24 protein-coding genes and 2 riboswitches are annotated in these 26,692 nt (G+C 67.6%); of the genes, 15 read left to right on the forward strand and 9 right to left on the reverse strand.

Annotated features, from left to right (window positions below; translation table 11 throughout):
• Positions 1–113: 113 nt before the first annotated feature.
• Positions 114–2,654, forward strand: a complete 2,541-nt coding sequence (locus tag AC5P74_RS01835; RefSeq protein ID WP_372484684.1) for a methyl-accepting chemotaxis protein — start codon at positions 114–116, stop codon at positions 2,652–2,654.
• Positions 2,655–2,746: 92 nt separating this feature from the next.
• On the opposite strand, the gene AC5P74_RS01840 is transcribed toward AC5P74_RS01835, so the two are convergent.
• The 5 genes from AC5P74_RS01840 to AC5P74_RS01860 form a co-directional block, all read right to left on the reverse strand.
• Positions 2,747–5,269: a PepSY domain-containing protein gene (locus tag AC5P74_RS01840; protein ID WP_495204769.1), complete on the reverse strand. Its 2,523-nt coding sequence runs from the start codon at positions 5,267–5,269 to the stop codon at positions 2,747–2,749.
• A 638-nt stretch (positions 5,270–5,907) separates the two neighbouring features.
• Positions 5,908–6,471 carry a TlpA family protein disulfide reductase gene (locus tag AC5P74_RS01845; protein WP_495204770.1) on the reverse strand — a complete coding sequence of 188 codons (564 nt, stop codon included), beginning with the start codon at positions 6,469–6,471 and terminating at the stop codon, positions 5,908–5,910.
• The gene (locus tag AC5P74_RS01850; RefSeq protein ID WP_495204771.1) at positions 6,468–8,849 is read right to left on the reverse strand and encodes a protein-disulfide reductase DsbD family protein; all 2,382 of its coding nucleotides are present in this window, start codon (positions 8,847–8,849) and stop codon (positions 6,468–6,470) included. The genes AC5P74_RS01845 and AC5P74_RS01850 overlap by 4 nt, the downstream gene beginning before the upstream one ends.
• Positions 8,846–9,184 (reverse strand): divalent-cation tolerance protein CutA, encoded by a 339-nt coding sequence (gene cutA, locus AC5P74_RS01855; RefSeq protein WP_005419675.1) that lies wholly within the window; start codon positions 9,182–9,184, stop codon positions 8,846–8,848. The genes AC5P74_RS01850 and cutA overlap by 4 nt, the downstream gene beginning before the upstream one ends.
• A 68-nt stretch (positions 9,185–9,252) precedes the next feature.
• Complete coding sequence (locus AC5P74_RS01860; RefSeq protein WP_053496937.1) at positions 9,253–11,043, reverse strand: endonuclease; 1,791 nt, start codon at positions 11,041–11,043, stop codon at positions 9,253–9,255.
• A 311-nt stretch (positions 11,044–11,354) separates the two neighbouring features.
• Here AC5P74_RS01860 and AC5P74_RS01865 point away from each other — a divergent pair, with 311 nt between their 5' ends.
• The 3 genes from AC5P74_RS01865 to AC5P74_RS01875 all read left to right on the forward strand — a co-directional run bounded on the left by AC5P74_RS01865 (position 11,355) and on the right by AC5P74_RS01875 (position 14,122).
• On the forward strand, positions 11,355–11,642 hold the full coding sequence (locus AC5P74_RS01865) for a co-chaperone GroES (RefSeq protein ID WP_005411227.1): 288 nt from the start codon (positions 11,355–11,357) through the stop codon (positions 11,640–11,642).
• 81 nt (positions 11,643–11,723) lie between these two features.
• Positions 11,724–13,373 (forward strand): chaperonin GroEL, encoded by a 1,650-nt coding sequence (groL, locus tag AC5P74_RS01870; protein WP_005411226.1) that lies wholly within the window; start codon positions 11,724–11,726, stop codon positions 13,371–13,373.
• A gap of 137 nt (positions 13,374–13,510) precedes the next feature.
• Positions 13,511–14,122, forward strand: a complete 612-nt coding sequence (locus tag AC5P74_RS01875; RefSeq protein WP_005419673.1) for a DUF6445 family protein — start codon at positions 13,511–13,513, stop codon at positions 14,120–14,122.
• A 71-nt stretch (positions 14,123–14,193) separates the two neighbouring features.
• Here AC5P74_RS01875 and AC5P74_RS01880 read toward each other — a convergent pair whose 3' ends face one another.
• Both AC5P74_RS01880 and AC5P74_RS01885 read right to left on the reverse strand, forming a co-directional pair.
• Positions 14,194–15,354, reverse strand: a complete 1,161-nt coding sequence (locus tag AC5P74_RS01880; protein ID WP_206619964.1) for a serine hydrolase domain-containing protein — start codon at positions 15,352–15,354, stop codon at positions 14,194–14,196.
• Positions 15,355–15,422: 68 nt separating this feature from the next.
• Positions 15,423–16,346, reverse strand: a complete 924-nt coding sequence (locus tag AC5P74_RS01885) for an aspartyl protease family protein (RefSeq protein ID WP_053496941.1) — start codon at positions 16,344–16,346, stop codon at positions 15,423–15,425.
• 106 nt (positions 16,347–16,452) lie between these two features.
• Here AC5P74_RS01885 and AC5P74_RS01890 point away from each other — a divergent pair, with 106 nt between their 5' ends.
• The 7 genes from AC5P74_RS01890 to AC5P74_RS01920 all read left to right on the forward strand — a co-directional run bounded on the left by AC5P74_RS01890 (position 16,453) and on the right by AC5P74_RS01920 (position 21,903).
• The gene (locus tag AC5P74_RS01890) at positions 16,453–17,160 is read left to right on the forward strand and encodes a response regulator (protein ID WP_053496943.1); all 708 of its coding nucleotides are present in this window, start codon (positions 16,453–16,455) and stop codon (positions 17,158–17,160) included.
• Positions 17,161–17,192: 32 nt separating this feature from the next.
• Positions 17,193–18,491, forward strand: a complete 1,299-nt coding sequence (locus AC5P74_RS01895; protein ID WP_495204805.1) for a sensor histidine kinase — start codon at positions 17,193–17,195, stop codon at positions 18,489–18,491.
• A 71-nt stretch (positions 18,492–18,562) separates the two neighbouring features.
• Positions 18,563–19,063 carry a MarR family winged helix-turn-helix transcriptional regulator gene (locus AC5P74_RS01900; protein WP_495204772.1) on the forward strand — a complete coding sequence of 167 codons (501 nt, stop codon included), beginning with the start codon at positions 18,563–18,565 and terminating at the stop codon, positions 19,061–19,063.
• The gene (locus tag AC5P74_RS01905; protein ID WP_346607361.1) at positions 19,060–19,800 is read left to right on the forward strand and encodes a DNA alkylation repair protein; all 741 of its coding nucleotides are present in this window, start codon (positions 19,060–19,062) and stop codon (positions 19,798–19,800) included. Before AC5P74_RS01900 ends, AC5P74_RS01905 begins: the two co-directional genes overlap by 4 nt.
• A gap of 47 nt (positions 19,801–19,847) precedes the next feature.
• The gene (locus AC5P74_RS01910) at positions 19,848–20,186 is read left to right on the forward strand and encodes a DUF6616 family protein (protein WP_053496951.1); all 339 of its coding nucleotides are present in this window, start codon (positions 19,848–19,850) and stop codon (positions 20,184–20,186) included.
• A gap of 90 nt (positions 20,187–20,276) precedes the next feature.
• Positions 20,277–20,534: a hypothetical protein gene (locus AC5P74_RS01915; RefSeq protein WP_053496953.1), complete on the forward strand. Its 258-nt coding sequence runs from the start codon at positions 20,277–20,279 to the stop codon at positions 20,532–20,534.
• Between the two features lie 295 nt (positions 20,535–20,829).
• Complete coding sequence (locus AC5P74_RS01920) at positions 20,830–21,903, forward strand: 3-deoxy-7-phosphoheptulonate synthase (RefSeq protein ID WP_065186318.1); 1,074 nt, start codon at positions 20,830–20,832, stop codon at positions 21,901–21,903.
• A gap of 248 nt (positions 21,904–22,151) precedes the next feature.
• On the opposite strand, the gene AC5P74_RS01925 is transcribed toward AC5P74_RS01920, so the two are convergent.
• Complete coding sequence (locus AC5P74_RS01925; RefSeq protein ID WP_005411215.1) at positions 22,152–22,769, reverse strand: trimeric intracellular cation channel family protein; 618 nt, start codon at positions 22,767–22,769, stop codon at positions 22,152–22,154.
• Between the two features lie 84 nt (positions 22,770–22,853).
• Positions 22,854–22,957: riboswitch (glycine riboswitch) on the reverse strand.
• A gap of 13 nt (positions 22,958–22,970) precedes the next feature.
• Positions 22,971–23,060: riboswitch (glycine riboswitch) on the reverse strand.
• Positions 23,061–23,100: 40 nt separating this feature from the next.
• Between AC5P74_RS01925 and AC5P74_RS01930 the strand changes: the two genes are divergently transcribed.
• From AC5P74_RS01930 to AC5P74_RS01940, 3 genes are all read left to right on the forward strand, one after another.
• Positions 23,101–23,367: a GIY-YIG nuclease family protein gene (locus AC5P74_RS01930; RefSeq protein ID WP_005419660.1), complete on the forward strand. Its 267-nt coding sequence runs from the start codon at positions 23,101–23,103 to the stop codon at positions 23,365–23,367.
• Between the two features lie 71 nt (positions 23,368–23,438).
• On the forward strand, positions 23,439–23,870 hold the full coding sequence (locus AC5P74_RS01935) for a nuclear transport factor 2 family protein (protein ID WP_206619967.1): 432 nt from the start codon (positions 23,439–23,441) through the stop codon (positions 23,868–23,870).
• A 3-nt stretch (positions 23,871–23,873) separates the two neighbouring features.
• Positions 23,874–24,326 carry a hypothetical protein gene (locus tag AC5P74_RS01940; protein WP_253136381.1) on the forward strand — a complete coding sequence of 151 codons (453 nt, stop codon included), beginning with the start codon at positions 23,874–23,876 and terminating at the stop codon, positions 24,324–24,326.
• 80 nt (positions 24,327–24,406) lie between these two features.
• On the opposite strand, the gene AC5P74_RS01945 is transcribed toward AC5P74_RS01940, so the two are convergent.
• Complete coding sequence (locus tag AC5P74_RS01945) at positions 24,407–25,687, reverse strand: NAD(P)/FAD-dependent oxidoreductase (protein ID WP_053496960.1); 1,281 nt, start codon at positions 25,685–25,687, stop codon at positions 24,407–24,409.
• A 122-nt stretch (positions 25,688–25,809) separates the two neighbouring features.
• On the opposite strand from AC5P74_RS01945, the gene AC5P74_RS01950 reads away from it, so the two are divergent.
• Entirely contained in the window at positions 25,810–26,589 is a 780-nt protein-coding gene (locus AC5P74_RS01950) for an NYN domain-containing protein (protein WP_049470953.1), read from the forward strand.
• Positions 26,590–26,692 lie beyond the last annotated feature (103 nt).

The raw sequence follows: 26,692 nt of genomic DNA on the forward strand, positions 1-26,692 counted from the left end.
GCACCCGGTACAAAGGCCGCGTCCGCCCGTCACCGCTGGGCCAGGACAACGAAAGTTCTAAAGTTGCCTTGAATCCGGCCGATACAGGTGCGTCCTTCTGCCTGGAGTCTGTCATGTCGGCCGTTGTCCCCCACCTCCGGTCCCTGCGCACGCGGCTTGCGGCGCTGCGCCCGGCGTCCTCCGGCCTGCTGCTGTGGCTGCAACCGCATCGGCTGAGCGTAGCCAACAAGCTCAAGGCGACCTTGTGGGTCTGTGGCCTGGGACTGGTTGCAATCGCCGCCGCCTATGCCTGGACCGGGCATGCCAGCACGCAGGCTGCGCGCAGCCAGGCCAGCTACCAGCGCGGCAGTGATCTGGCCGCGCGCCTGGCCACGCGGGTGGCCGAAGCGCGCCGCCTGCAGATCCAGTATGCACGCAGTTTCGATGATGCCGACCGCGCGCAGCTGCTGGCCACGCAAAAGGCGCTGCAGGACGATCTGCAGGCGCTGCGCACGATGCCGATGGATGCCGGCCGGCGCAAGGCCCTGCAGGCGCTGACCGAAGCTGCAGACGCGTTCTCGCAGGGTGTTGCCGCCCTGTTCGAACGGGGCGACGAGATGGGCCGTGGTGAGGCCGGCCTCGCCGCGCAGCTGCAACAGGCTGCAGACACGCTGCAGGGGCAGGTGGATGCGCAGCAGCGGGATGCGCTGGCGTTGTCCCTGCAGAAGATGCGGCGGCAGGAGGCCCTGCTGCTGCTCGACGGTGATTCCACCCACGCCGACCGCGCCAGCGAAGAAAAGCTGCCGTTCGATCTCGCGCTGGCGGGCCTGCCCGCGGATGCGCAGGTCACCCTGCGCACCGGGATGGATGCGTATCAGGCCGCATTGCTGGGGTATACCGCGGCCCGCGTCGGCCTGGATGTGGAAGCGCAGTCGCTGCTGGATACCGCCGCGCGCGTAGCGCCTGCGCTGGCCGCATTCCAGCAGGCACAGGTGGCGGCGCTGGCCGGGGCGCAGGCACGCCAGCAGGCCGGCGCGCGCACCATGAGCGTGCTGTTCGCACTGACCCTGCTGCTGGTGGCCGGCGTGCTGATCACCAGTCTGGTCCTGGTGCTGCGTGCGGTGCGCCAGCCGATCCAGGACACCCTGCGCTTCGCCAGCGACATCGCTGACGACTGCTTGGACACCACCCTGCGCGTCTACAACGCCAACGACGAGATCGGCCAGCTGGCGCAGCGCCTGGTCGACATGCAGCAGCGCCTGCGCGCGCGTATCGAGACCGAGCGTGCCGTGGCGCGCGGCAACACCCGGGTGCGCCAGGCATTGGACAGTGCACAGACCGGTTTGATGGTGATCGATGCGGAAGGGCAGGTCGCCTACGCCAACCCGGCATTGCTGCAGCTGCTTGACCTGCGGAACGAAGCGCTGGTGGGCAGCGACGCGGTACGCCTGCATCCGGCGTTGGCCAGCCTGGCCGGCGTGCGCCAGCGCGAAGAGCGCGAGATCGGCCATGCCGGCACGCGTTACCAGCTGATTGCCAACCCCGTCATCGATGAAGGGCAATTCCTCGGCGTAGCGGTGGAATGGCGCAGTCGTGCGCTGGAGACCCTGCTGGAAACCGAGGTCGCTGCCCTGGTCGATGCTGCAGCACACGGCGACCTGCACGGTCGCATCGCGCTGGAGGGCAAGCAGGGCTTCGTGCGCACGTTGTCGACCAGCATCAACCGCCTGCTGGCGACGTTTGAAACCAACCTCGGCGACCTGCAGGCATTGCTGGCTGCGCTGGCCCGTGGTGACCTCAGCGTGCGCATGGAGGGTGAGCTGCAGGGCGTGTTCGCGCGCATGCGCGATGATGCCAACGCGACGGTCGCACAGCTGGGCCACATCGTCACCCGCATCCAGCACGCCACCTCCAGTCTCGATACCGGCGTTGGCGAGATCGTTGCCGGTCATCAAGATCTGTCACAGCGCACCGAGCAGCAGGCCGCCAACCTGGAAGAGACCGCCGCTTCCATGCACGAACTGACCGATACGGTCGGTCGCAATGCTGATGCCGCAGGCCGTGCCGACGCGCTGGTCAAGGGAGCGGCTGCGGTGGCGCAGCGCGGCGGCGAGGCTGTCGGCCAGGTGGTGGCGACCATGCAGGGCATCAGCGCGGCATCGCGGCGGATCGGCGACATTACCCAGCTGATCGACGGCATCGCCTTCCAGACCAACATCCTGGCGCTGAATGCGGCGGTGGAAGCGGCCCGTGCCGGTGAGCAGGGCCGCAGTTTCGCCGTGGTAGCCGCGGAAGTGCGCCTGCTTGCACAACGCAGCGCAGAGGCGGCCAAGCAGATCAAGGGCCTGATCGAGGATTCGGTGGCGCGTGTGGGAGAGGGCAACCAGCAGGCCGAACAGGCCGGCACCACGATGGGCGAGATCGTCGGCAGCGTGCAGCAGCTGGCCGAGCTGCTGGCGGGTATCCGCAGTGCGTCGCAGGACCAGCATGCCGGCATCGCACAGGTGAACCAGACCATCGTGCAGATGGAAGCCAGTACCCAACGCAACGCCAGCCTGGTGGAAGAGGCCGGTGCCTCCACGGCGCAGATGCAGGTCCAGGTGCGTGCCCTGGCCGACGCGGTGGGCGCGTTCCGGTTGCGGTCGATGCCGCAGGCGCGCGCCGCCGCGGCCTAGTCAGCCGAGCGTAGGCTCGGCGCTACATCGGCTGCAGGAACACTGTAGAGCCGAGCCCATGCTCGGCTCACACCAGCGTTCGGCGGCAGGAATCAATACACGTCGCGGCGGTAGCGCCCGTTTTCCAGCAGCATTTCCACCGCTTCATCGCCCAGCGCCGTTCGCAGCACCTGGTCCACGCCCTCGGCCATGCCCTGCAACGACCCACAGACATGGATCACCGCGCCGCGCCGCATCCAGTCGCGCAGCGTTCCGGTGGCCGCCTGCAGGCGATCCTGCACATAACCGCCGTCGCCATCGCGCGAGAACGCCAGGTCCACCCGCGCGAGATGGCCATCGGCCTGCCACGCTTCGATCTCGTCGGCGAACAGGAAATCGTGTGCACGCTGGCGCTCGCCGAACAACAGCCAGTGCCCGTGTTCGCCTGCACGGGCGGCTTCGCGCAACAGGCTGCGCAGGCCGGCGATGCCGGTGCCGTTGCCGATCAGCACCATCGGCGCGCCAATGACACGATGGAAACCGGGGTTGCGATGCACGCGGGCGACGATGCCGGCACCGATCGGCGCATGCAACGACAGCCAGCCCGAGCCCAGCCCGGCTCGACCGGAGGCGTCATGCACCAGCCGCACCACCAGCTCCACCACGCCATCATCCGTGCAGGAGGCGATCGAATACTCGCGGCTGGGCAGCAGCGGCTGCCCGGCCAGCCACAGGCAGGCATCCTGCACTGCCAGCGCGGCATCGGCCTCGGGCAGCTCGCGTTCGCTGGCCAGCGCCAGCAGCGTGCGCGGATGGCCATCGACCAGCAAGGGCAGCAGCGGATCCAGCCCATGCGCCTTCAACACGGCACCGGCATGCTGCGCATTGTGGCGGGGCGCGATGTGCAGGATGTCACCCGCCTGCCACTGCACGTCGGCCGGTGCGGCAAGACGGATACGCCAGATCGCTCCACCGACGCTGCCAGGGTTGAGGCGGTCGCGGCCGAGCAGGCGCCACTCATGCATCTGCGTAGCCGCAGGCAGCACGCTGTCATCGGTGACGATGCCGGTGAGCGCACCCAGCTCCTGCTGCCACCGGCGCAGCGCGGGGACCGAGGCGGCATCGACGTCGACGCGCTCGAACAGTGCACGCGCGCCGTTTCCGATCAACCAGCCATCGACCCGGCGGCCGAAGCCGCAGTAGTGCGGGTACTGGCGGTCACCCAGCGCGAGCAGGCCGAACTGCAGGCCCGAAAGGTCCAGCGCTTGTGCAAGCAACTGCCGCGCTGCGCGCCGTGCGGCGTCGGGCGGCTCGCCGTCGCCGAAGGTGCTCAGCACGAACAGCGCGCTCGATGCACGCAGCAGGAGCGCGGCATCGATGCGCGCCAGCGGCAGCACCTGCACCGCATGGCCGGCCGCCTGCAGCTGGGCCGCCGCGCGCCACGCCAGCTGTTCGCCCAGTCCGCTCTGGCTGGCATGCACCACCAGCCACGCTGCGTTGCCGGCGTCGCTGGCCGGCATCGTTAGCGCCTGGCGCAGCCCGCGCGCGGCACGCTGGCTGCGGCGGCGGTCCAGGTACAGCATCCAGCCGGTGATGAAGAACAGGCTCATGCCCAGGCTGCTGAGCATCACCACCACGCGCCCGGGTACACCGAAGTAGCTGCCCGAATGCAGCGCGAACACGCTGGTGGCCAGCCGTCCGCCCGCGCCCTGGCGTGCGTACGGGCGGGCATCGAGAACCGCACCGCTGGCCGGATCGAGCTGCAGCAGGTCATGCGCACGATCGTGGTGGCCGCCGCGCTGCGACGGATCACCGGCCATCACCCGCACGTTCAGCGCCTGCCCGGGCTTCTCCGGCAGGCGCAGGTCAATGAAGCCGGCGCGCACGCCCGGCAGCGCGTACAGCGTGGCTTCAATGCGGTGCAGGTCCAGCGATGCATCGGTGGCAACCTGGTGCTTGGCCGCCGGTGGGACGCCCAGCAGCGTGCTGGCCGCGCTGCGATACCCGTCGAACGACCACCACAGGCCGGTCAGCGCACTCATCAGGTAGATCAGCAGCACCCAGGTGCCGACTACCGAGTGCAGGCTCCACAGGAAGCCGCGCCCGCTGCGTTTCCACTCCACTGCCAGCCAGCTGCGCCAGTGCCACCAGCGTCGTGGCCAGCGCAGGTAGAGGCCGGACAGGGTGAAGAACAGCAGGGCGATGGCACAGCTGCCGGTGATCCACTTGCCGCGTTCGCCCGCGGCAAGGTGGCGATGCAGGTCCTCGACGAAGTCGAAGAACGCCTGGCCGCGCAGGGCGCTGAAGCGCTCACCGCTGTACGGGTCGAAGTACACCCAGTGGTCCTTGCCGCCGGCAAAGCGCGCGACCGACGGCCGCTGTCCGGTGGCATCGATACGCAGGCGTTGCAGGGGGCGTTCGCTGCCGGCCTGGAGCAGCGGCACCAGTTCACTGAGTGCAAGGGGATGCTGTCCGTCGGCATGGTGCTCGGCGATCTCGGCAAAGCCGGGATTGGCGGCGCGCAGCAGCTCGTCCTCGAAGGACAGCACGGCGCCGCTGAGGCCCATCACGGCCAGGACGGCACCGGCGGTAATGCCCAGCAGCCAATGCAGTTGGAACAGGACGTTCTTGAACATCGAAGGAGAGGGGCCCGGGAGGCTGCCGCCCGCATCCTGCGCAACAGCAAATGAGAATTAGTCGCGTAATTCTCCGTGGCGCCCCGGCTGCGGTCAAGCTGGAGGTACCGGCCGGGCGGCACCCGGCACCCGCGGTAGTGCCGGCCGCTGGCCGGCAACCTCAGAAGCAAGAGCCGAAGCAACAGCGGGTTTCCTGTGAGGAGGCGGGGTGGGTCCGGTTGCGGGGGACGGCGCAAGTACGTCCCTGTAGCCTTGGTCACGGCATCCATGCCGCGGACACTCCCTCAACCGGACCCACCCCGCCTTCGACAGTTTCCTGCGATCTGTCGGAACGGCGTTCTGCTTTGGTGGGTGCCGACCGTTGGTCGGCACGGGGTCTGATTCCGTTCTGAATATCGATATCTGACAGATGTGTCGACCAAGGTCGACACCTACCAACAGCCGCGAAGATCTGTCAGAGGTGGGGCGGTGTGGCTGGGCAGGACCGTTGGCGCCATGGATGGCGCCATCGAGCCCCCATGGATGGGTTTACGGCGTGTCCTGCACAGCCGCACCGCCCCGCCATCCCACGGAAATCCGCTTTGGCTCTGGCCGTTGCGGTGGCCTCGGCAGGTGCAGGGCGCAGCCCTGCCGAACCCTCACTTCACCCAGCTGTCGATCTCGCCGTGGGCGAACGGTCCCAGCTTTGCCTTCACCAGCCGCCCCTGCGCATCGAACAGCACGCTGTAGGGCAGCAGCCCCTGTGTATTGCCCAGCTGCACGCTGGCATCGCGCGGGCCCGGTGTCTCGATCACGATCGGGTAGTCCACCGGCACCTGCTGCAGGAAACCGCGCACGTCGTCCGTGGTGTCCAGCGCCAGGCCCAGCACCTGCACACCGTTGTCGCCCTGGGCATCGGCGAAGCGCGCCAGTTCGGGCATCTCTTCCACGCAGGGCGCACACCAGCTGGCCCAGACGTTGATCAGCAGCGGCCGGCCGGCGAAGTGATCGCGCAGGACCAATGGCTGACCCGCCAAGTCCGGCAGTGTCAGCGTAGGCAACTGATCGCCCACCTGCAGCGTGGGCTTCACGGCCGTCGCCCTGGAAGCCGTTGCTGGCGCGGCAGGTGCTGATGTGCCGGGTGACAGACGATGCCCGGCCCACAGGCCGAGGCCGGCGGCCAGCACCGCTGTCCACAGCAGCGCTGGCCGTTGCCACTTCATCGTGCGGTGCGCAGCAGCGCTTCCTCGACCACCGCCTGGGTCAGCAGGGTCGGCAGCACGGTCGGCGGCGCGCCGGGGCCGTACACCACGTACAGTGGTACGCCAACCGCCTTGTGCTCTTCCAGGAACGTGGTGATCTGCGGGTCGACGTTGGTGTAGTCACCGCGCATGTACACCGCATTGGTGCGCTTGAGCAGTTCCTTGAACTCCGGCCGTGACAGCACCGCACGTTCGTTGGCCTTGCAGCTCACGCACCAGTCGGCGGTCATGTTGACGAACACCACGCGGTTGTCGGCGCGCAGGCGGTCCAGCAGCTGCGGCGAATACTCGACCACGTTGTCGCTGGCGGCCTGTGCGGCCCTCGCCGGCGGTGCCAGCTGGGTCACGCCCCAGGCCGGAACCAGCGCACCGATCGCCAGCAGCACGCCGAGCAGGGTCACCGCACGCGAGCCGGTCCAGCGGTTGCGTTCAAACAGCCACAGGCCGAACGCGAACAGCAGCAGGCCACCCAGCACCAGCGCCATGCCGTCCACGCCGCGCTGCTTGCCCAGCACCCACAGCAGCCACAGCGCAGTGGCGTACATCGGGAAGGCCAGCACGTGCTTGAGCGTTTCCATCCACGGGCCGGGCTTGGGCAGGCGGCGTGCCAGCGCTGGCACGAAGCCGATCAGCAGGAACGGCAGCGCCAAGCCCAGGCCGAGGAACAGGAACACGGTCATCGCCTTCAGCGGCGGGGCAATGAAGGCGTAGGCGATCGCACCGCCCATGAACGGGCCGACGCAGGCACTGCCGACCACGCAGGCCAGCGCACCGGTGAAGAAGTCACCGGCCGGGCCGCTGCGGCTGGCCAGCGACTGGCCAAGATTGCCGATGCCGCCGCCGAGGGTGAACACGCCGGACAGGCTCAGGCCCACCGCGAACATGATGTAGGCCAGCGCCGCCACCACGCCCGGGTGCTGCAGCTGGAAGCCGATGCCGACGGCGTTGCCGATCGCACGCAGGCCTACCATCAGCGCGCCGATCCCCGCGAACGCGACCAGCACGCCCAACGTGTACCAGAGGGCATGGCTGCGCGCGCGCTCGGGGCTCTCGCCGCTCTGCGCCAGGCTCAGCACCTTCAGCGACAGGATCGGCAGCACGCAGGGCATCAGGTTCAGTACCAGGCCACCGGCCAGCGCCAGCAGCAGCACCCAGACGAACGATCGGTCCGGGTTCGGGGTGGTCGCCGGCGGACGCGTGCGTAGGGCGTTGCCATCGCGCGCATCGGCGGCGAACTCATTGCGCGCGCCCTCACTGCCGCTGGCGGCGGGAGCGGTGTTGCCGTCGTTGGGTACGGTCGGCAGCAGGCGCAGCGGTACGCCATTGGCGGATTCACGCGGCGCACCGGCAGCGCCCAGCGCATTGACTGCTTCCTCGCGCACTGGCGCCTGGCCGGTGTCGGCGTTGAGCTTGCCGGCCGGAATCGACAGCTTCACCCGACGGGTCATCGGCGGGTAGCAGATACCATCGGTCTGGCAGCCCTGGAAGGTCACCACCAGGGTGCTGTCGACCGCATCAGTAACGGTGCGGCGCAGCGGCAGCGGCACTTCCACCTGGTTGAAGTACACCGAGACATCGCCGAAGTGCTCGTCGCGATGCGACTGCGCGGCCGGCCAGCGCGGCTTGTCGGCGAGCACGCCGGCGCTGCCTTCCAGCTTCAGCGAAGTGCGGTCGCGGTACAGGTAGTAGCCGGGTGCCGGGCTGAAGCGCAGCAGCAGGGTGTTGCCGTCGCTGGCGATGGCATCGAAGCCGAACGCCTGTTCCGACGGCAGCGGCAGCGCCTGGCTGTTGTTGGCCGCGCCCGGCAGGCGCAGGCCACCGCTGTTGCCGGCACCGGCCAGCGGGTTGTTGAACGGACTGGCGGCACCGGTACGCGCGGCAGGCACCGCGGCCGCCGCACCGGCACCCGGCAGGGTGACCTGCACCACGCGCTTCTGCGGTGGGTAGCAGACGCCGGCATCGGCGCAGCCCTGGTAGCGTACTTCCAGGCTGATGGTGCCGGCGGCGTCGGTCGGCGTGCCGGGCAGGGTGGCCTGCAGGCGCTCGCGATAGGTTTCGACCTCGCCGAAGAAATCATCGTGGTGCCTGTCACCCTTGGGCATCTGCAGCGTGCCGGCATTGAAGGCCGGATCCGCCTTGACGCTGGTGCGGTGGCGATACAGGTAGTAGCCCGGTGCGATCTTGAACTGCAGTTGCACCTGGCCCCGTTCGGGGGCAGTGGCGGTCAGCGCGAACGCCTGGTCCACCGGCAGCAGGTCCTTCTCATCCAGGGCCAAGGCGGGCAGCGAGAGCCACAACAGGGCGCACAAGGCAGCGCCACGCGCAAACAGAGTCTTCAATCAGTGTCCTCCCGGGTCTGTGCCCGGATCCAGTCCAGATATGCCGGCAGGCCGGCCCGGGTTTCGACCGCGATGCACTCCGGGAGTTCATACGGATGCAGTTCGACGATCCGGGCGATTGCGTCATCGACGCGGCTCGCGGTGGTCTTTACCAGCAGCTGCAGCTCGGCATCGGTGGTCACCTCGCCCTGCCAGCGGTAGGTGGACTGCGCGCCATCAAGGCGGGTCACGCACGCGGCCAGGCGCTCGCCGACCAGCGCGTGCGCGATGCGCTCGGCACTGGCCCGGTCCGGGCAGGTGGTCAACAGCAGCAGGACGGGATCGACGGTCGGCATGACCGTCGAGTATAGGGCCGCCGCCGGGTCTGGGCCCGGCGGCGGCAGTGGACCGCAGCGTTGCGCGGTCAGTTGGCCAGCTGGCAGGTGGCTGGCTTGGCCGAGGTGAACAGGGCCGGGGTGGCCCACTCGGGGTGATCGATGAAGGGGTTGCGATTGCCCTGGAAGCTGTAGACCACGTCATTGCGGGCACGCTCGGCATCATCCGGCGGATCGGACAGGTGCCAGTCGATCAGCGTCGACAGCAGGCCCATGTAGGCCGGCGAACTGCTGGTCTTGACGATCTTGCTGCGGTCGTCGGTCAGCTCCAGGTCCGGCTCGGACTGACCGGTGGCCGCATCCTTGCCACCCTCATAGCGGATCGCCATGTACATCACCGCACGCGCCATGTCGCCCTTGCGCTTGCCCCACACCTCGAAGGTGCCGGTGTTGCCGTCCGGCGTGCGCACCCAGTTGGAATTGCCCGGGTAGCCACCGCTGCCGCCGCCCTGCCCATTGTTGGCTTCGGTGGCACGCTCGCCGCAGCTGGCATCGCACTTGGCGAACGGCTTGTTGCCACGGTCGGCGTTCCACTGCGCGTCGGTCAGGTACAGCATGTGGGTGTCGGTGTACGGCGCGTAGGGCAGGCCCTTGTCACCGGTGGTGGTGGCAAAGCCCAGCGAGTTCGGCCAGGTGTGCTCGCGGTTGTAGGTCAGGCCGCTGCCGGTGCCCGCACGATCACTGACCTTGGCGTAGCTGCGGTTGCGGTAGGCATCGAGGATGCGGTTCGGGTTGTTCGGATCCTCGTCGGCGATTTCCAGGATGGTCCAGGTGCTGGTGCCCGAGCCGCTGTACGGGTAGGCGGTGTGGCCCTTGATGGTGGCGTGCAGCGAGCAGCGCAGCTGGCTGGGGCTGCTGGTGTTGACCCTGGAGTAGTAGCCGGCCGGCACGCCCGGGTTGCCCGGGTCCGGATTGCCGCCGGTGCTGGCCACGGTGAAGGCGATGCGGCTGTCGGCGGCCGGATGCGCGCCCTGCAGGTCGGTGATGCGCGCGGCGCGGATGTCGAAGCGGCAGGCTTCACCGGCCACCAGCGCGGTATTGGTGGACAGCTTCACGCTGCGGCCGCTGGCCGGGAAGGTCAGCGGCACGCTGCCGGAGGTGCCGCAGCTCAGGGCGAAGGCGCCACTGGCCAGGTTCACCGTCTCGCTGAACACCACTTCCAGGTCGGCGGCAGCGGGGAAGGTGCTGCTGCCCTGCGCCGGGGTGGTGGTGGAGACTGACGGCGGCGTGTTGGGGCCTGGCGTGCCACCGCCGCTGAAGGTCTGGCCGTTGTTGCAGCTGCCGAACGTCTGGCCGGCCGATTCGGCCCAGGTGAAGTGGGCGTACTGGCTGCCGCTGCCGGTCAGCTGCAGCGAGGTGCCCGGCGCGGTGCTGTTGCTTTCGGCCACCGGGATGTTCTGGCTGGTCATGCCGGCAGCAGGGCCACCGGAGGCGGTGATGGCACCCTCGTAGCTGAGGAACTGGACCACCTTGCCGCTGGCATCGACCAGCGCGATGCCGTCGTTCGGTCCGTTCTGGATGCCGTTGGTCGGATAGTTGACCACAGCGATACTGGCGCTGCCGCAGCCGGCGGCGGTGCCGGCCGGGACCGGGGTGTTGGCATAGACGGTGGCGGCCGACGGATTGCTGCCGTTGTAGAGGTACAGGCGATAGCCGGACAGGTCCTCACCGGCAGTGGCTACGACCTCGATCGCTTCGCCGACGTCACCGGCGGCGGTGCTGTCGTCGTAGTGCAGTTCGTTGATGAAGACCTCGGCCTGGGCCGGCGCGGCGGCCAGCGCCAGCAGGCAGGCGGCGGCAAGCGGGGACAGCAATCGCATCGACTACTCCTTGTGATTGGGAATGCCTGACCGAGCCTAAGGCCGATCCAGTGACACTTTGCCGTAAATGAACGTCAGATATCTGACAGTGCGACGCTTGTCACCGAAATTGTCCAGGACCGACGCCTGGCCGACGCGCGCGGGCGGAAAAATTTTTTTCATTCCGCCCTTGAAAGGGGACGGCGGGGCTCCATCTCTGCCCTGCTCCCGACGTTGTCGGGTTTCTTCACGTGCGGTTCTGGCACTCGCCTGGGGCGAGTGCTAACATCGCCGGACTTTTTTAGACCAATCAATCACTTAAGAGGTCTCCTATGAGCATCAAGCCGCTGCACGACCGCGTTGTGGTCAAGCCGATCGAAGCCGACGAAATCTCCGCCGGTGGCATCGTCATCCCCGACTCGGCCAAGGAAAAGTCCACCAAGGGTGAGGTCGTGGCCGTCGGCCCCGGCAAGCCGCTGGACAACGGCAACGTGCGCGCGCCGTCGCTGAAGGTCGGCGACAAGGTCATCTACGGCCAGTACGCCGGCAGCTCGTACAAGAGCGAAGGCGTCGAATACAAGGTCCTGCGCGAAGACGACGTGCTCGCCGTCATCGGCTGAGCCTCGGCGCGACCTGTTTCAACCTGATCCCAAACTCCCAGCCGCCGGGCCTCGTCCGGCGCTACCAATGAGGTAAATGCAATGGCTGCCAAGGATATTCGTTTCGGTGAAGACGCCCGTTCGCGCATGGTGCGCGGCGTCAATGTTCTCGCCAATGCCGTCAAGGCCACCCTGGGCCCGAAGGGCCGCAACGTCGTGCTGGAAAAGAGCTTCGGCGCCCCGACCATCACCAAGGACGGCGTCTCCGTCGCCAAGGAAATCGAACTGGCTGACAAGTTCGAGAACATGGGCGCGCAGATGGTGAAGGAAGTTGCGTCGCGCACCAACGACGATGCCGGCGACGGCACCACCACCGCCACCGTGCTGGCCCAGGCCCTGATCCGCGAAGGCGCCAAGGCCGTTGCCGCCGGCATGAACCCGATGGACCTCAAGCGCGGTATCGACAAGGCCGTTTCGGCTGCCGTCGCCGAGCTGAAGAACATCTCCAAGCCGACCGCCGACGACAAGGCGATTGCCCAGGTCGGTACCATCTCGGCCAACTCGGATGAGTCGATCGGCCAGATCATTGCTGACGCGATGAAGGAAGTCGGCAAGGAAGGCGTCATCACCGTTGAAGAAGGCTCGGGCCTGGACAACGAGCTGGACGTGGTCAAGGGCATGCAGTTCGACCGCGGCTACCTGTCGCCGTACTTCATCAACAACCAGCAGTCGCAGACCGCTGACCTGGATGATCCGTTCATCCTGCTGCACGACAAGAAGATCTCCAACGTCCGTGACCTGCTGCCGGTGCTGGAAGGCGTCGCCAAGGCCGGCAAGCCGCTGCTGATCGTCGCTGAAGAAGTCGAAGGCGAAGCGCTGGCGACCCTGGTGGTCAACACCATCCGTGGCATCGTCAAGGTCGTGGCCGTCAAGGCCCCCGGCTTCGGCGACCGCCGCAAGGCGATGCTGGAAGACATGGCCGTGCTGACCGGTGGCACCGTGATCTCCGAGGAAGTCGGCCTGTCGCTGGAAAAGGCCACCATCAAGGACCTGGGCCGCGCCAAGAAGGTGCAGGTCTCCAAGGAGAACACCACCATCATCGACGGCGTCGGCGACAAGGCCAACGTTGATGCACGCGTGGCGCAGATCAAGACCCAGATCCAGGACACCTCCTCGGATTACGATCGCGAGAAGCTGCAGGAACGCGTGGCCAAGCTGGCCGGCGGTGTTGCCGTGATCAAGGTCGGCGCCTCGACCGAAATCGAAATGAAGGAAAAGAAGGATCGCGTCGACGACGCCCTGCACGCTACCCGTGCAGCCGTTGAAGAAGGCGTGGTCCCGGGCGGCGGCGTTGCCCTGGTCCGCGCGATCACCGCGCTGGCCGGCCTGAAGGGTGCCAACGAAGACCAGAACCACGGCATCCAGATCGCCCTGCGTGCGATGGAAGCCCCGCTGCGCGAGATCGTGGCCAACGCTGGCGACGAGCCGTCGGTCATCATCAACAAGGTCAAGGAAGGCACCGGCAGCTTCGGCTACAACGCGGCCACCGGCGAGTTCGGCGACATGCTGCAGTTCGGCATCCTGGACCCGACCAAGGTGACCCGTTCGGCGCTGCAGAACGCGGCCTCGATCGCCGGCCTGATGATCACCACCGAAGCCATGGTTGCCGAAGCTCCGAAGAAGGACGAGCCGGCCATGGGCGGCGCTGGTGGCATGGGTGGCATGGGCGGCATGGGCGGCATGGACTTCTAAGTCCACGCCTCCGGCGGTCGTCGCCGGCCTCGGTCGGCACGCCTTCCCGATGTGATGTAAGGAAGAACCCCGCCGCAAGGCGGGGTTTTTTGTTGCCCGGTTGCCGTCGCCGTAGTGCATCGCTACGCTCGGTGACCATGCCTACCTCGTTCATCGTCGTTGACGACTTCCTTTCTCCCGCCGATGCGCAGGGGTTGCGCCAGGCGGCACTGGGCCTGGACTATCCCGTCCAGGAGGGCGCATTCCCCGGCCGCAATTCACAGCAGCGGCTGGAGCTGGATGGACTGTCCGGCGCGGTCTCGCGACTGGTCAACGAACCGCTGCGGCCGGTCAACCCGCTGCAGTCGCACGGCAAGTTCCGCCTTACCTTTGCCGGCGACATCGGCCGCGCCAAGGTACACGCCGACCACTCGCACTGGTCGGGCATTCTCTACCTGAGTGCACCGGAGCACTGCGAGGGCGGCACCGAGTTCTTCCGCCACCGTCGTACCGGCACCGAACGCATGGCCCTGGATGCGGCGGAGCTGGCCGCATTGGGCTACGCCAACGGCGGCGACATGCATCGCGACATCATCGAGCGCGACAGCAACGACGACAGCCAGTGGGAAATGACCATGCGCATTCCGATGCGCTTCAACCGGCTGGTGCTGCTGCGGCCCTGGTTCTGGCACACCGCCGGGCCAGCGTTCGGTGATCGACCGGAGAATGGCCGGCTGGTGTACCTGATGTTCTTCGAGCAGGCGCGCTGAGGAGTGCCATCCACGCATGGCGTGGATGCTCCCCTCCCAGCCGCGTTCGTCATGCAGGCGTCATCGCACCCTCATTCGACGAATACCTTCGCCGCGCCATATTCCCACTGCCACGGCACGCCGGTATCGCCCAGTACGAATGCCACCAGTGCCGGGAACGCAGCTTCCGCCCGTACATCGTTGCCCAGAATCACCACGCAGCGTCTGTAACGTTCGATGCACACCAGCGTGTTGCCGACCGCATCGTCGTGGCCACCCTTGTAGAAGCCCGCGCCCTGCGGGCCGCGGAACGTCACCACGCCCAGGCCCGCAGCCAGATCCTTGCGTTGCTGCGCCACGGGCAGCTCTGGCTGCAACGTGGGGAACTGGCTGGCGGTGGTGATCGGCAGCTGCGGCCGCACCAGTTCCCTGCGCATTGCAGGCGACAGCCCATCGCCGCGGACATAGCCGGCGGCGAAGCGCGCCATGTCGGCGATGGTGGTATCCATCGAACCGGCCGCACGCACGCGGCTGCGTTCATCGTGCGGCTCGGCCGTGCCTTCCGCCGTCCAGCCATCGGCCAGGTTGGCGGCGAAATCCTCACGCCACATCATGCTGGTGCGGACCATGCCGAAGCGGTCGAATACCTGCCGCTGCATCAATGCGCCCACGTCCTGGCCAAGCCGTCCACGCTCGATCACGAACTGCAACAGGATCAGCCCTTCGCCGGAATACCCATAACGACTGCCCGGATCGAAGTGGAACTTCAGGCGGCCATCGGGTTCCAGGAACCCGAAGTTGGCAAAGCCACTGGAATGGTTGAGCAGCAGGCGCGGAGTGAGCTGGCGCCAGCGCGCATCATCGGCCAGTACGCTGTAGTCGGCGTACTTCTTCGGCTCTGGCGGGTAGTCCGGCAGCGGCTTGTCCAGCGCCGTGGCGATGCTGGCGTCCAGCTCGATCCGTGCGTCCTGGGCAAGCTGTGCGACCAGGTGGCCGAACGCCATCTTGGTCAGCGAGGCGGCGTACATCACGGTATCGGTGCGCAGCGGCTCGCCTGCGGCGTTGCGTTCGCCGTAGGCGGCCACGTGTACCACCTTGCCGCCATCGATCACCGCCAGCGCCATCCCGCGCGCATGCGCCGCCTGCATCAGCCGCTGTGCTTCGGCATCGATGCGCGCGGGCGAGGGTAGCGGCGGCGCGGCCAGCACGGCCGGCGGGAGCAGCGTCAGCAACAGCAGGACAGCACGGCGCATGCGTGGAACTCCTGGCAGGACGTGGCGCGATGCTACGCCTGCCAGGTCCCGCCGTCATGCGCCGGACGTCAGCCGGGTCGGCGCAGGCAGATCCGCGCGGCACCCGCACCGATGTCCACCTGGCCATCGCGCATCGCGTCGGCACCGAGGATCAAGGCCGGTCGCGCCTCCAGGCCGATCGCCCTGAACACCGGCAGTTCGCTGATCCGGACCTCCATCGGCGGGTGCTGCCAGTTGCCGCCGGTCATGCCGGGCAGGGTGTACAGCCAGGTTGCCTGTGCACCGCCACCCAGCCCCCCAGTGCCCTCTTCACGTGCACGCACCCGAGCATCGCTACCGTCGGTGCGCAGGCCCAGTGCGCGGGCTGCTTCGGCGTTGAGGACGGTTTGCGCGGCACCGGTGTCGACCACGGCGATGGCGTCCACGCCGGGCGTACCCAAGGCAAGCGTGATGAAGCCGAACTGGCGCAGGCCTTCATTGCGGCCGGGCAGCGCATTGGGTTGGCAACCCGGTCCTTCCAGGTCCAAGCCGCCGGGTGTCCACAGCGCCAGTTGATTTCGGCCGAAGTCCCAACGGGTGTCCCAGCGCCCGGTCAGGTCGTTGCCGATCAAGCCGTCAATGGCCGGATCATCGCCCTTCGCCAGCGATGACAGGTCGACCTGCATGCCACTGGCCTTCAATTGCCAACTGCCCAGCTGCCACGCTGTGCTGCGCATGCGCTGCAACCGCGCCGTCTTCGCGCTCGCGCCCTGGGCCTGCGACACTGCCGCTTCCGCATCCTGCAAACCGTAGCGCCGCACTACGCGTGCATCGACCAGGGTTGACCCGGCGGCACTGTCGACCACGAAGCGCAGCGGCTCGGAACGCCCATCCAGCGAGACCGCAACTGCCGGATGACCGCCCTGCATCCACATCGGCAGGACGTGCTCGGCGGCATCGGAGGCGAGCGCGGGCAAGGGGATGGCGAACAGAGGCAGCAGGAACAGGCGCAAGGGGAGACTCCGCAGTGATCGTGGGCGACCATTGGCGCGCAGCGGCGTATCAACGCGATATCTGCATTGATACCGTCCTGATACACAGGTGCGGGATACTGGGGCAATGAACACTCCCATCCGCGTCATCGTCGTCGATGACGATGCCAGCATTCGTGACGCCATCGCCGACCACCTGCTGCTGCACGGCTACCAGGTGCGTGTGGCGGCGGATGCAACAGCGCTGGACGTGTTGCTGCAGGTTGAACGACCTGACCTGATCATCCTCGACTGGATGATGCCCGGTGAGGATGGCCTGTCGGTATGCCGCCGGCTGCAGGCGCGGGCGATCCCGATCCTGATGCTGTCGGCGATGGGGGCCGCGCCGGATCGCGTGATCGGCCTGGAGATGGGCGCGGACGACTACCTGGCCAAGCCGTTTGACCCGCGCGAGCTGTTGGCGCGGGTGCGCGCGCTGCTGCGCAGGCAGGACAAGCTGCGCGCACAGGTGGCCAGCGAGCTGCGGTTTGATGGCTGGCGATTGCTGCCTGACCAGCGTCGCCTGTTCGCGCCGGATGGTGCCGAACTGGCGCTGAGCCGCGGTGAATTCTCCCTGCTGCTGGCACTGGCTGAACGTCCCGGGCGGGTGCTGGCGCGCGAGCAGCTGCTGCAGTTGAGTCGCGGAGAAGCCAGTGACAGCGTGGACCGTGCCGTCGACCTTGCGATCAGCCGCCTGCGCCGCAAGCTCGGGCAGGCCGCGTCCGGCGCTGAAGCCCTTGTGCAGACACTGCGCGGTGAAGGGTACCGCTTCAACGCGGAGGTAGGGGTGTTGTGAGCAGCCGGTGGTCGACCACCCGCTGGATCGCGATGCTGGCCTTGGCCAGCCTGCTGCTGGCAACCCTGGTCAGCGTTGCGGTAGTGGGGTGGATGCCCCGGCCCGCGCCGCCACCGATGCGGCTGGACCATGCGATGCAGGTGCTGCGTGGGGAACAGGCGCCGGCGCGACTGGGATTGCATATGTCGACGCAGGACGCGCCACCCCGGGGCAGCGCCAGTGACTGGCTCACCCAGTTGGCGGCGGTGCAGATGGACCTGCCGGCCAGGAATGTACGCCTGGTGTGGAAGGGGCAGGGCAGGGCGCCCGATGTGCAGGTCATCGAGGGTGGCGCGGTATTGGACGCCTCCGCTCGTGCTGGCGTGCTGAAATCGCAGGCCGCGTTGCTGACCGCCATGCAGTGGCCGCCGTTCGAACTGGGGATGCGGCAGGCCGATGGCCGATGGCGGGTGGTCGGCAGCGACCACAGTGACCTGGCGGCCTGGCGCCGCCAGGTGATGCTCGCCCTGCTGGGCGGTGCGATCCTGCTGGCACCTCTGGCGGCGTGGGCGGCGATCCGGCTGGGGCGCCCGCTGCGACGCCTGGCTGAAGCCAGCGCACGGGTCGACCTGCAGGCTGAAACGCCATTGCCTGATGACGGTCCACGCGAAGTGCAGGTACTGGCCACAGCGATCAGCACCGGTCGCGAACGTCTGCGCGCCCAGGCAAGGGACATGACGCATATGCTGGCGGCCGTGGCGCATGACCTGCGCACGCCCCTGACCGGCCTGCGCCTGCGCGCGGAGTTCGCTCCCGCTCCACAGGCCGCCAGGATGGTGGCAGACATCGAGCGCATGGATACGATGATCGAGCAGGTGCTCGACTACGCACGCGGTGAGCTGCAGCCGTTGCAGATGCGCATGCTGGATCTTTCAGCGCTGCTGGAGGAGTGCGTGCAGGCGGCGCTGCTGCGCGGGGTCGACATTTCCCTTCAGGGCCCGGATACGTTGCCTTGGCATGGCGATGCGCTGCTGCTCCGGCGCGCGGTCGACAATCTCATCGACAACGCCGAGCGCTACGCGGGTGCCGTGGAGCTGTGGGTCGCCATGGCGGGTGACGGGGTTCAGCTGGACGTGATGGACCGCGGCCCTGGCATCGCCGAGATCGATCGCGCACGCCTGCTGCAACCGTTCCAGCGTAGCGAGGGCTCGCGTAGCCGCGCCACCGGGGGCGCCGGACTTGGACTGGCCGTGGCTGCCAACGTGGCAAAGCGCCACGCGGGCGAACTCCAGCTGCTGCACCGCGAGGGCGGGGGACTGATCGCGCGGCTGCTGCTGGGACGCACTTCCTGAGTCAACTCCGATTTGCTTCCACTGGCTACTCCCCCATATGATTAGGCGCCTAATCATGCTGTGAAGAAAGGATGATCGAAGCCAAGCATCAGGCGTTGCTGGAGGAAGCGCAGCGGCGCGGCCACGCCAATATCGCGCAGCTGCGCCTGTGCTTCCAGCTGCTCTCGTTGTCCTCGTCGATCGATCGCGACTGCGCTGCACGGTTGGCACCGCACCGGCTCAGCGAGGGTCGCTTCATCGTGCTGTTCCTGCTGCACGGGGCCGGCGGCGCACTGGCGCCGCACGCGCTGGCCGAGCGCGCTGGCGTGACCCGGGCCACCATCAGCGGCCTGCTCGATGGCCTGCAGCGCGAAGGCCTGCTGCAGCGTCGCAGCGATGGCGAGGATGGCCGTCGTCTGCAGATCGTGTTGACCGCACCGGGCAAGCGTTTGGCCGAATCGCTGTTCGAGCAGCACACACAATGGATCAGCGGCCTGTTCAACGGCCTGGATGCTGATGAACGGCAGCAGCTGTCACAGCTGCTGCGCAAGGTCTGGCAGCACACGGACACCGGGCGGGAAGCCTCCGCATGAGCACGCCCATTCACGCGCAACGGCTGCGTGCACTCAACAGCGGTGATGCCGCTGCCACGCATCTGGCCGAATGCCTGGCAGTGGATTTCGCCGCACTGCTACAGGGGGTGGCACCTGTGCTCGAGCCGGAAGCGCTGCAACGTATGCGCAACGCCTCCGGCAAGGGCATCACCCAGCGCATGGCGCTGGCGGCGCGGTTGCTGCGCGAAGCCGGGCAGGGTGATCCCGCGCGCTGGCAGGCACACGCATCAGACACCGTGCGTGGCTGGGCCTGTTACCTGATTGGCAGCGATGCCGGCGCGGCGCTGCCGGCCAAGCTGCGGGCGATGCGTTCGCTGGCTGACGACCCGCACTTCGGCGTGCGCGAATGGGCATGGCTGGCGCTGCGCAGCGACATCGTTGCCGCACCGTTGCAGGCGCTTGAGTACCTGCAAGTGTGGGCGCAGGAAGCATCGCCTAACCTGCGCCGCTTCGCCTGCGAAGCGCTGCGCCCACGAGGCGTGTGGTCCACGCATATCGTGCTGTTCAAGCAGCATCCAGAACTCGCATTGCCGATGCTGGAAGCAATGGCCAACGACCCGGCGCGCTACGTGCAGGACTCGGTCGGGAACTGGCTCAACGATGCCGGCAAGACTCAACCGCAGTGGCTGCGTGAGCTGTGCGCGCGGTGGCAACAGCAGCACCCTGGCGATGCCAATGCCTACATCCGCAAACGCGCCCTGCGCTCGTTGCGGTAGTGCCGGCTGCCGGCCTGCAATCTCATCAACCTCAAGGAAGACCTTCCATGTCCTACACCCTCATCGAGCTCTACACCGCCACCCCGGCCTGGACCGCTCTCCCGCCTGACCAACGCACCGCCTTCTTCACCCGCATCGGCGCAGGCATGCAGCAGTTCGATCCGGTTCGCATCGCACCGGTGGCGATGGGGCGTGTCGCGGAGGGCGCAGCGCACGGTGGCAGCGAGCAGTTCTACGCTGTATGGAGGTGCGCGAGCCGGGGAGACGCCGACGCCCTGCTGGAAGGCATTGCCGCCACCGGTTGGCATCAGTACTTCGCCACCACCAATGCCGTCGGCGCAGACGATGGGATGGGGCAGCACCTTGCCGACCTGGCCGCCTTGTAGCAGCGCCTCCGGACGCGCATGGCACATGCGCCTGTCACCCGGACGCGGTAAACAGGACATTGCCCATGTCCATCCGCAGGGAAGTTGATCATGCAGAGCACGCTCCAGGTAACGCTGTACGGCCCGCAGGGTGATACGCCGGCACTGCAGCTGCCGCAGATGGAAGAGCCCTCGGTGGCCATCCCGGAAGCGGTACTGCGCCGGCTGGTGTCCGATCTCTACACCGCCCGTTCCCTGCTCAATCCCGAGCAGCTGGACGAGGCCCGGCAGGAGCTGGACCGCGTGCTGGAGCGCTGGGCCGACATCCACGAAGGCCTGCTGCTGGACGTGGAAGTGCATGGCAGATGAGCGACGTTGCACAGCGGCCACCGCGTGCGCTGCGCAGTCAGGCGCATCACTGAACCGCGCCCCCAGTTGCGGATGAAACATTTTGCACTGCGCAAAAGCTGTGCTATCAATAGATCCCATGAACGCAGCCGCTACCCGCTTTTACTGGTATTACTTTCCGAAGCCACTGGCGGAGGAAGGACTGCGCTCACCCTGAAGAAAGCTTCAGACGCATTCCCGAAAGCCGCCAGCGAACCTGGCGGCTTTTTTCATGCCGCCACGCTGGGGACCCCCAACGTTCCGGAGATCTCCTGCAATGCCCCCGCACACCGACGACCTGCGTATCCGCACCATCGAACCGCTGACACCGCCTGCCCAGCTGCTGGCGATGCTGCCCTGTGACGATGAAGCTTCCGACACCGTCAGCGCCTCGCGCGCGGCCCTGCACCAGATCCTGCACGGCCGCGACGATCGCCTGGCGGTGGTGGTGGGCCCGTGCTCGATCCACGACCCGAAGGCCGCCATCGAGTACGCCCAGCGCCTGAAGCCGCTGCGCGATGCGCTGGCTGGCGAGCTGGAAATCGTCATGCGCGTGTACTTCGAGAAGCCGCGCACCACGGTGGGCTGGAAGGGCCTGATCAACGACCCGGACCTGGACGGCAGCTTCAGGATCGACAAGGGCCTGCGCATCGCCCGTGGCCTGCTGCGCGACATCAACAAGCTCGGCCTGCCGGCCGGTGTTGAATTCCTCGATGTGATCTCGCCGCAGTACATCGCCGACCTGGTGGCATGGGGCGCGATCGGCGCACGCACCACCGAAAGCCAGGTGCATCGCGAGCTGGCTTCGGGGCTGTCGTGCCCCGTCGGCTTCAAGAACGGCACCGATGGCAACGTGAAGATCGCCGCCGACGCGGTGGGTGCGGCATCCAATCCGCATCATTTCCTGTCGGTCACCAAGCAGGGGGGCACTGCCATCGTGTCGACCACCGGCAACCCGGATTGCCATGTGATCCTGCGCGGTGGCAAGCAACCGAACTACGACGCTGGCAGCGTGGCCGAGGCCTGCCAGGTGCTGGCCAAGGCCAAGCTGCCGGCGCGACTGATGATCGATGCCAGCCATGCCAACAGCCTGAAGAACCCCGAGAACCAGCCGAAGGTGATCGACGACATCGCCGCTCAGATGGAAGACGGCGAACAGCGCATCGTGGGCGTGATGATCGAGAGCCATCTGGTCGGGGGCCGCCAGGAACTGGTGGAAGGCCAGCCGCTGGTCTACGGGCAGAGCATCACCGATGGCTGCATCGACTGGGACACCACCGTGACGGTGCTGGAGCGACTGGCTGCGGCCGTGCGCGCCCGTCGCGACGTGAAGGTGTCCGAAGCCGCCTGAGTGCGGCACGTGTGTGGATGGCGGCCAGCGCCTGCGGGGGTGCGGCCGCGATCAGGGCCGGCCGGAGTTGGAGACCGGCCCATCTGCACCGGCGATGCGCCTGGCGCTGCGCATGAGCGACAGCGCCAGGTACATCGCCGGGGTGGTGATGCCGATATTTGTAGCGTCGAGCCATGCTCGACGTGCGCGCGACGCGCGTTGGCTTCCTGCAAAGCGCAGTCGAGCATGGCTCGACGCTACGAAGAGGCTCAATGCACTTCGTCGTGGTACACGAACTTCGGCATTTCCCAGCGATAGTGGATCGCCAGCAGGCGCAGCGCGAAGCCGCCGCCGAGGCAGCACAGGATCGCAGTGGCATCGGCCACGCCCCAATGCAGCAGCAACAGATAGGCCGCACCGGTCAGCAGTGCGATGATCGCGTACAGCTCCTTCTGGAAGATCAGCGGCACCTCGTTGCAGAGGATGTCGCGCAGCACGCCGCCGAACGCGCCGGTCAGCATGCCGGCGATCAGCACGATCGGCATCGCATGGCCGGCCTCGCGCGCGATCGAGCAGCCGATCAGGGTGAAGGCGATCAGGCCCAGGCCATCGAGCACCAGGAAGGTGCGCCGGAAGTGGTGCATCCAGCGCGCCACCCAGGTGGCGATCAGCGCCGCGCACACGGTGAAACCCAGGTACTCGGGATGCTTCACCCAGCCCAGCGGGTAGTGGCCGAGCAGGATGTCGCGCAGCGAGCCGCCCCCGAGGGCGGTGACGCAGGCGATCATGACCACACCGAACAGGTCCATGCGGCGGCGGCCGGCAGACAGTGCACCGGTCATGGCTTCGGCGGAAATGGCGATCAGGTAGATGATGGACAGCAGCATGGGACAGGCTCCGGGCGCGGTGGGGCCGGCCATGCGCAACTGCCACCACTGCCTGCGCAATGACGGGATGACGATGACCGGTGCCGCTCCCGCTGTCCTTTTGCCTGAGAGTTCAGCGGCGTTGGCCGCGTGCCCCTTCGGCGGATCGTCCCGGGCGTGCCCGGTGACCTCTCTCCAGCTCGGCGAGTCGAATGCATGGTTGGTGGGATTCCAGCCCACCGGCCTGAGCGATCATGGGAGCCTGCGCCTTCGGCGGGCACCAGCGCGGCGCCACTCTCCTGCATTCGGGCGCCAGTATATCCGCTGCAGTGCAGCACGGCATAATCCGGGCATGGCCCCGTCCCTCCGCCCGTGGTTCCTGTACCTGCTCGAATGCCGCGATGGCAGCTATTACGCCGGCATCAGCACCGACGTGGATGCGCGTTTCGCCGCCCACCAGGCCGGCAAGGGCGCGCGCTACACCCGGGCCCGGCCACCGCTGCGCGTGCTGGCCGTGCGCGAGTACCCGGACCGGGCCGCCGCCTCGCGGGCCGAGTGGCAACTCAAGCAGCAGCCGCGCGAACGCAAGCTGGCCTGGCTGCAGGCGCCGGTCCTGTAGATCCACGCCACGCGTGGATGGGCTACCCGGCCCATGCGATGATCGCCCCGCGCCCAGAGCTGGAGACCCGGATGTCCACGATCGCCCTGCTGTTCGCTCTTTCCGCCGCAACGAGCCCTGCCCCCGACCCGGCCACCCTCGCGGCCATCGAAGCCACCTGCCACGACTACGTCGACGGCCAGCTGGAGGCCGACCCGCAGCGCGTCGCCCGCTCCCTGCATCCGGACCTGGCCAAGCGCGCTGTGCTCGGCGATACACCCGACGAACGCCTGGGCCTGCGCCGGATGTCGAAGGAAGAACTGGTCTCGCTGACGAAGCAGGGCGTGCTGAAGACGCCGAAGGATCAGTGGGACCGCCGCTGCACGGTGCTGGACGTGACCGGCAACGTGGCCTCGGTGCGGCTGGAAACCCCGTGGTTCGTCGACTACTTCCACATGGGGCACTTCGGCCAGCGCTGGGTCATCGTCAACGCGTTGTGGTACCCGAAGCCGAAGGCGCAGTGAGCGATGCGTGCCGCTGGCAAGGCATGGATCTCCGTCGTCGTGCTGGTCGCCGGCATCGCGCTGCTGCCTGGCCTGCTGTACCTGCTCGGGCTGGCATTGGCAGGCGGTCGGCCGACGCCGGCCGACCGTGCGCCCAGTGGTGTGGCTGCGTGCAGCAGTGAGCCACGGGCGGGATACCAGCCGATGAACCCCTGGCGCTACACCGCCCAGTTCTTCGACAACGACGCGATGAAGAAGGTGCCTGAAGTGGAGCGGGAGGCCTTCTGGATTGCCCGGCGCTACCTGTGGCGGCAACCGCAGCGCGGCATGCTGCGCTGGCAGCTCAGCAGTACCGCATTGACGATCTGGATCACCCGGCATTGGAGTACCGCGCAGATTGCCGACACCGCAAGGAAGGAGGACTTCTGCCGGACCTCGTCGAAACGACGGGTGTCCGGTGGCCCGATGAACCGGTAGATCCACGCCATGCGTGGAGGGTGTTGACCGGGTCCGATCCCTTTCCTGCGGAAAGGGATCGGACCCCGTTGCGTGCAGCCCTACCGCTTCGGCCGCCGGTCGTCGCGGTCATCACCGAAGATGATCCGCGCACTGCGCTGGTAGCTCCAGTACGCGACTGCCCAGTTCAGCAGCACCACGATGCGGTTGCGGAAGCCGATCAGGAAGAACACGTGCGCGGCCAGCCAGAACCACCAGGCCAGCACGCCGGAAAGCTGCAGCCGGCCCAGGTGCACGATCGCGGCCATGCGGCCGATGGTGGCCAGGTTGCCGTAGTCGGCGTACTTGAACGGGCCGGGCTCGGGCTTGCCGTGCAGGCGCGCGCGGATCACCTCGGCCGCGTACTTGCCCATCTGCTTGGCGGCCGGTGCCACCCCGGGTACCGGCTTGCCGTCGGCCTGGCTCAGTGCGGCCAGGTCGCCGGCCACGAACAGCTCCGGGTGACCGGGCAGGGTCAGGTCCGGTTGCACCGGCACGCGTCCGGCGCGGTCCAGTGGCACGTCCAGCGTGCGCGCCAGCGGTGAAGCGGCCACGCCGGCGGCCCAGACCACGGTGCGCGCCGGTATGAACTGTTCGCCGAGCTTGAAGCCCTGGCTGTCGATGTCGCTCACCGGGGTACCGGTCAGCACTTCCACGCCCAGCTTTTCCAGTTGGCGGCGCGCCTTCAGCGAAAGCACATCCGGGAACGAGGACAGCACGCGCGGCCCAGCCTCGACCAGCCGCACCCTGGCGCTGGCCGGGTCGATGTGGCGGAATTCGTTGCGCAGCGTGTGGCGCGCGATCTCGGCCAGGGTGCCGGCCAGTTCGACGCCGGTGGGACCACCGCCGACGATGGCGAAACTCAGCCACGCCGCCTTCTTCGCCGGGTCCGGTTCGGCCTCGGCGCGTTCGAACGCCAGCAGCAGCTTGCGGCGCAGCGCGATGGCATCGTCCAGCGTCTTCAGGCCGGGCGCATCATCGGCCCACTGATCGTTGCCGAAGTAGGCGTGGGTGGCGCCGGTGGCCAGCAGCAGGCTGTCGTAGTCCAGCGTGCTGCCATCGGCCATGCGGATCTGCCGCGCCCGCTTGTCGATGGCCACCACTTCGCCGAGGCGGACTTCCACATTGCGCTGGTGGCCGAGGATGTGGCGCAGCGGTGCGGCGATATCCGGCGCGGACAGGCCGGCGGTGGCCACCTGGTACAGCAGCGGCTGGAACAGGTGATGGTTGCGGCGATCGACCAGGGTGATGCGTATGCGCTCGCGGGCCAGGGCACGGGTGGCCCAGAGACCGGCAAAACCGCCGCCGACAACGACCAGGTGGGGAACGCGCTCGCGACTCATCGACTCACTCCAGTGGGGCATCGGGGGAAGCGCCTGGCATCTTCGCACGGCGGCCACCTGTCACGTCAGCGCCTGCCCGGATCGGCGATACTCGGGTTCAGGCAACGGCCCGTGAGGAGCCCATGAGCGAACCGGAAAAGCGCATCGCCCTGTTGATCGACGCCGACAATGCGCCGGCCTCGAAGATCGACGAGGTCCTGGCCGAAGTCGCCCGCTACGGCGTGGCCAACGTGCGCCGTGCCTACGGCAACTGGAAGAGCCCGCGACTGAAGGGGTGGGAAGCGGTGCTGCATGAGTACGCGATCCGCCCGATCCAGCAGTTCGCCTACAGCAAGGGCAAGAACGCTTCGGACATGGCGATGGTGATCGATGCCATGGACCTGCTGTACGCGCGCAACCTTGATGGCTTCGCCATCGTCTCCAGCGATGCGGACTTCACCCCGATGGTGATGCGCCTGCTGACCGATGGCGTGAAGGTATATGGCTTCGGCGAGAAGAAGACGCCCGAGCCATTCGTCAATGCGTGCTCGAAGTTCACCTACCTGGAGGCACTGGGCCAGACCCATGCCAGCGTGCCCGATGCCGAACAGGCGTCCAGCGAGCAGGCCTCGAACGAGCCGGTGGCCAACGACGATGCGCGTCCACGCAAGAGCGGTGCGGAAATGCGCAGTGACACCCGGCTGGTGAAGATGCTGCGCCGTGCGGTGTCTGCGGCCGAGGGTGAGGATGGCTGGTCGCACCTCGGCCCGGTCGGCAGCCAGATCGGCAACCAGGCCTCGTTCGATCCGCGCAACTATGGCTACGGCAAGCTCAGCGACCTGCTGGCGGCGATCGGCCTGTTCGAGCTGAAGAAGGACGGCAAGTCGTCCTACGTGCGCGCGCTGCCAAAAAAGAACAGGTAGTGCCTGCCGCTGGCCGGCAATGCCCGGATGCCAGATCCCGCATCCGGCACGCACACACCCGTAACGATCAGGCGTATCGTTGCCGCTCGCATTGCCAGCAAGG

The sequence above is a fragment of the Stenotrophomonas sp. YJH_SMC_94-11 genome (assembly GCF_059370435.1).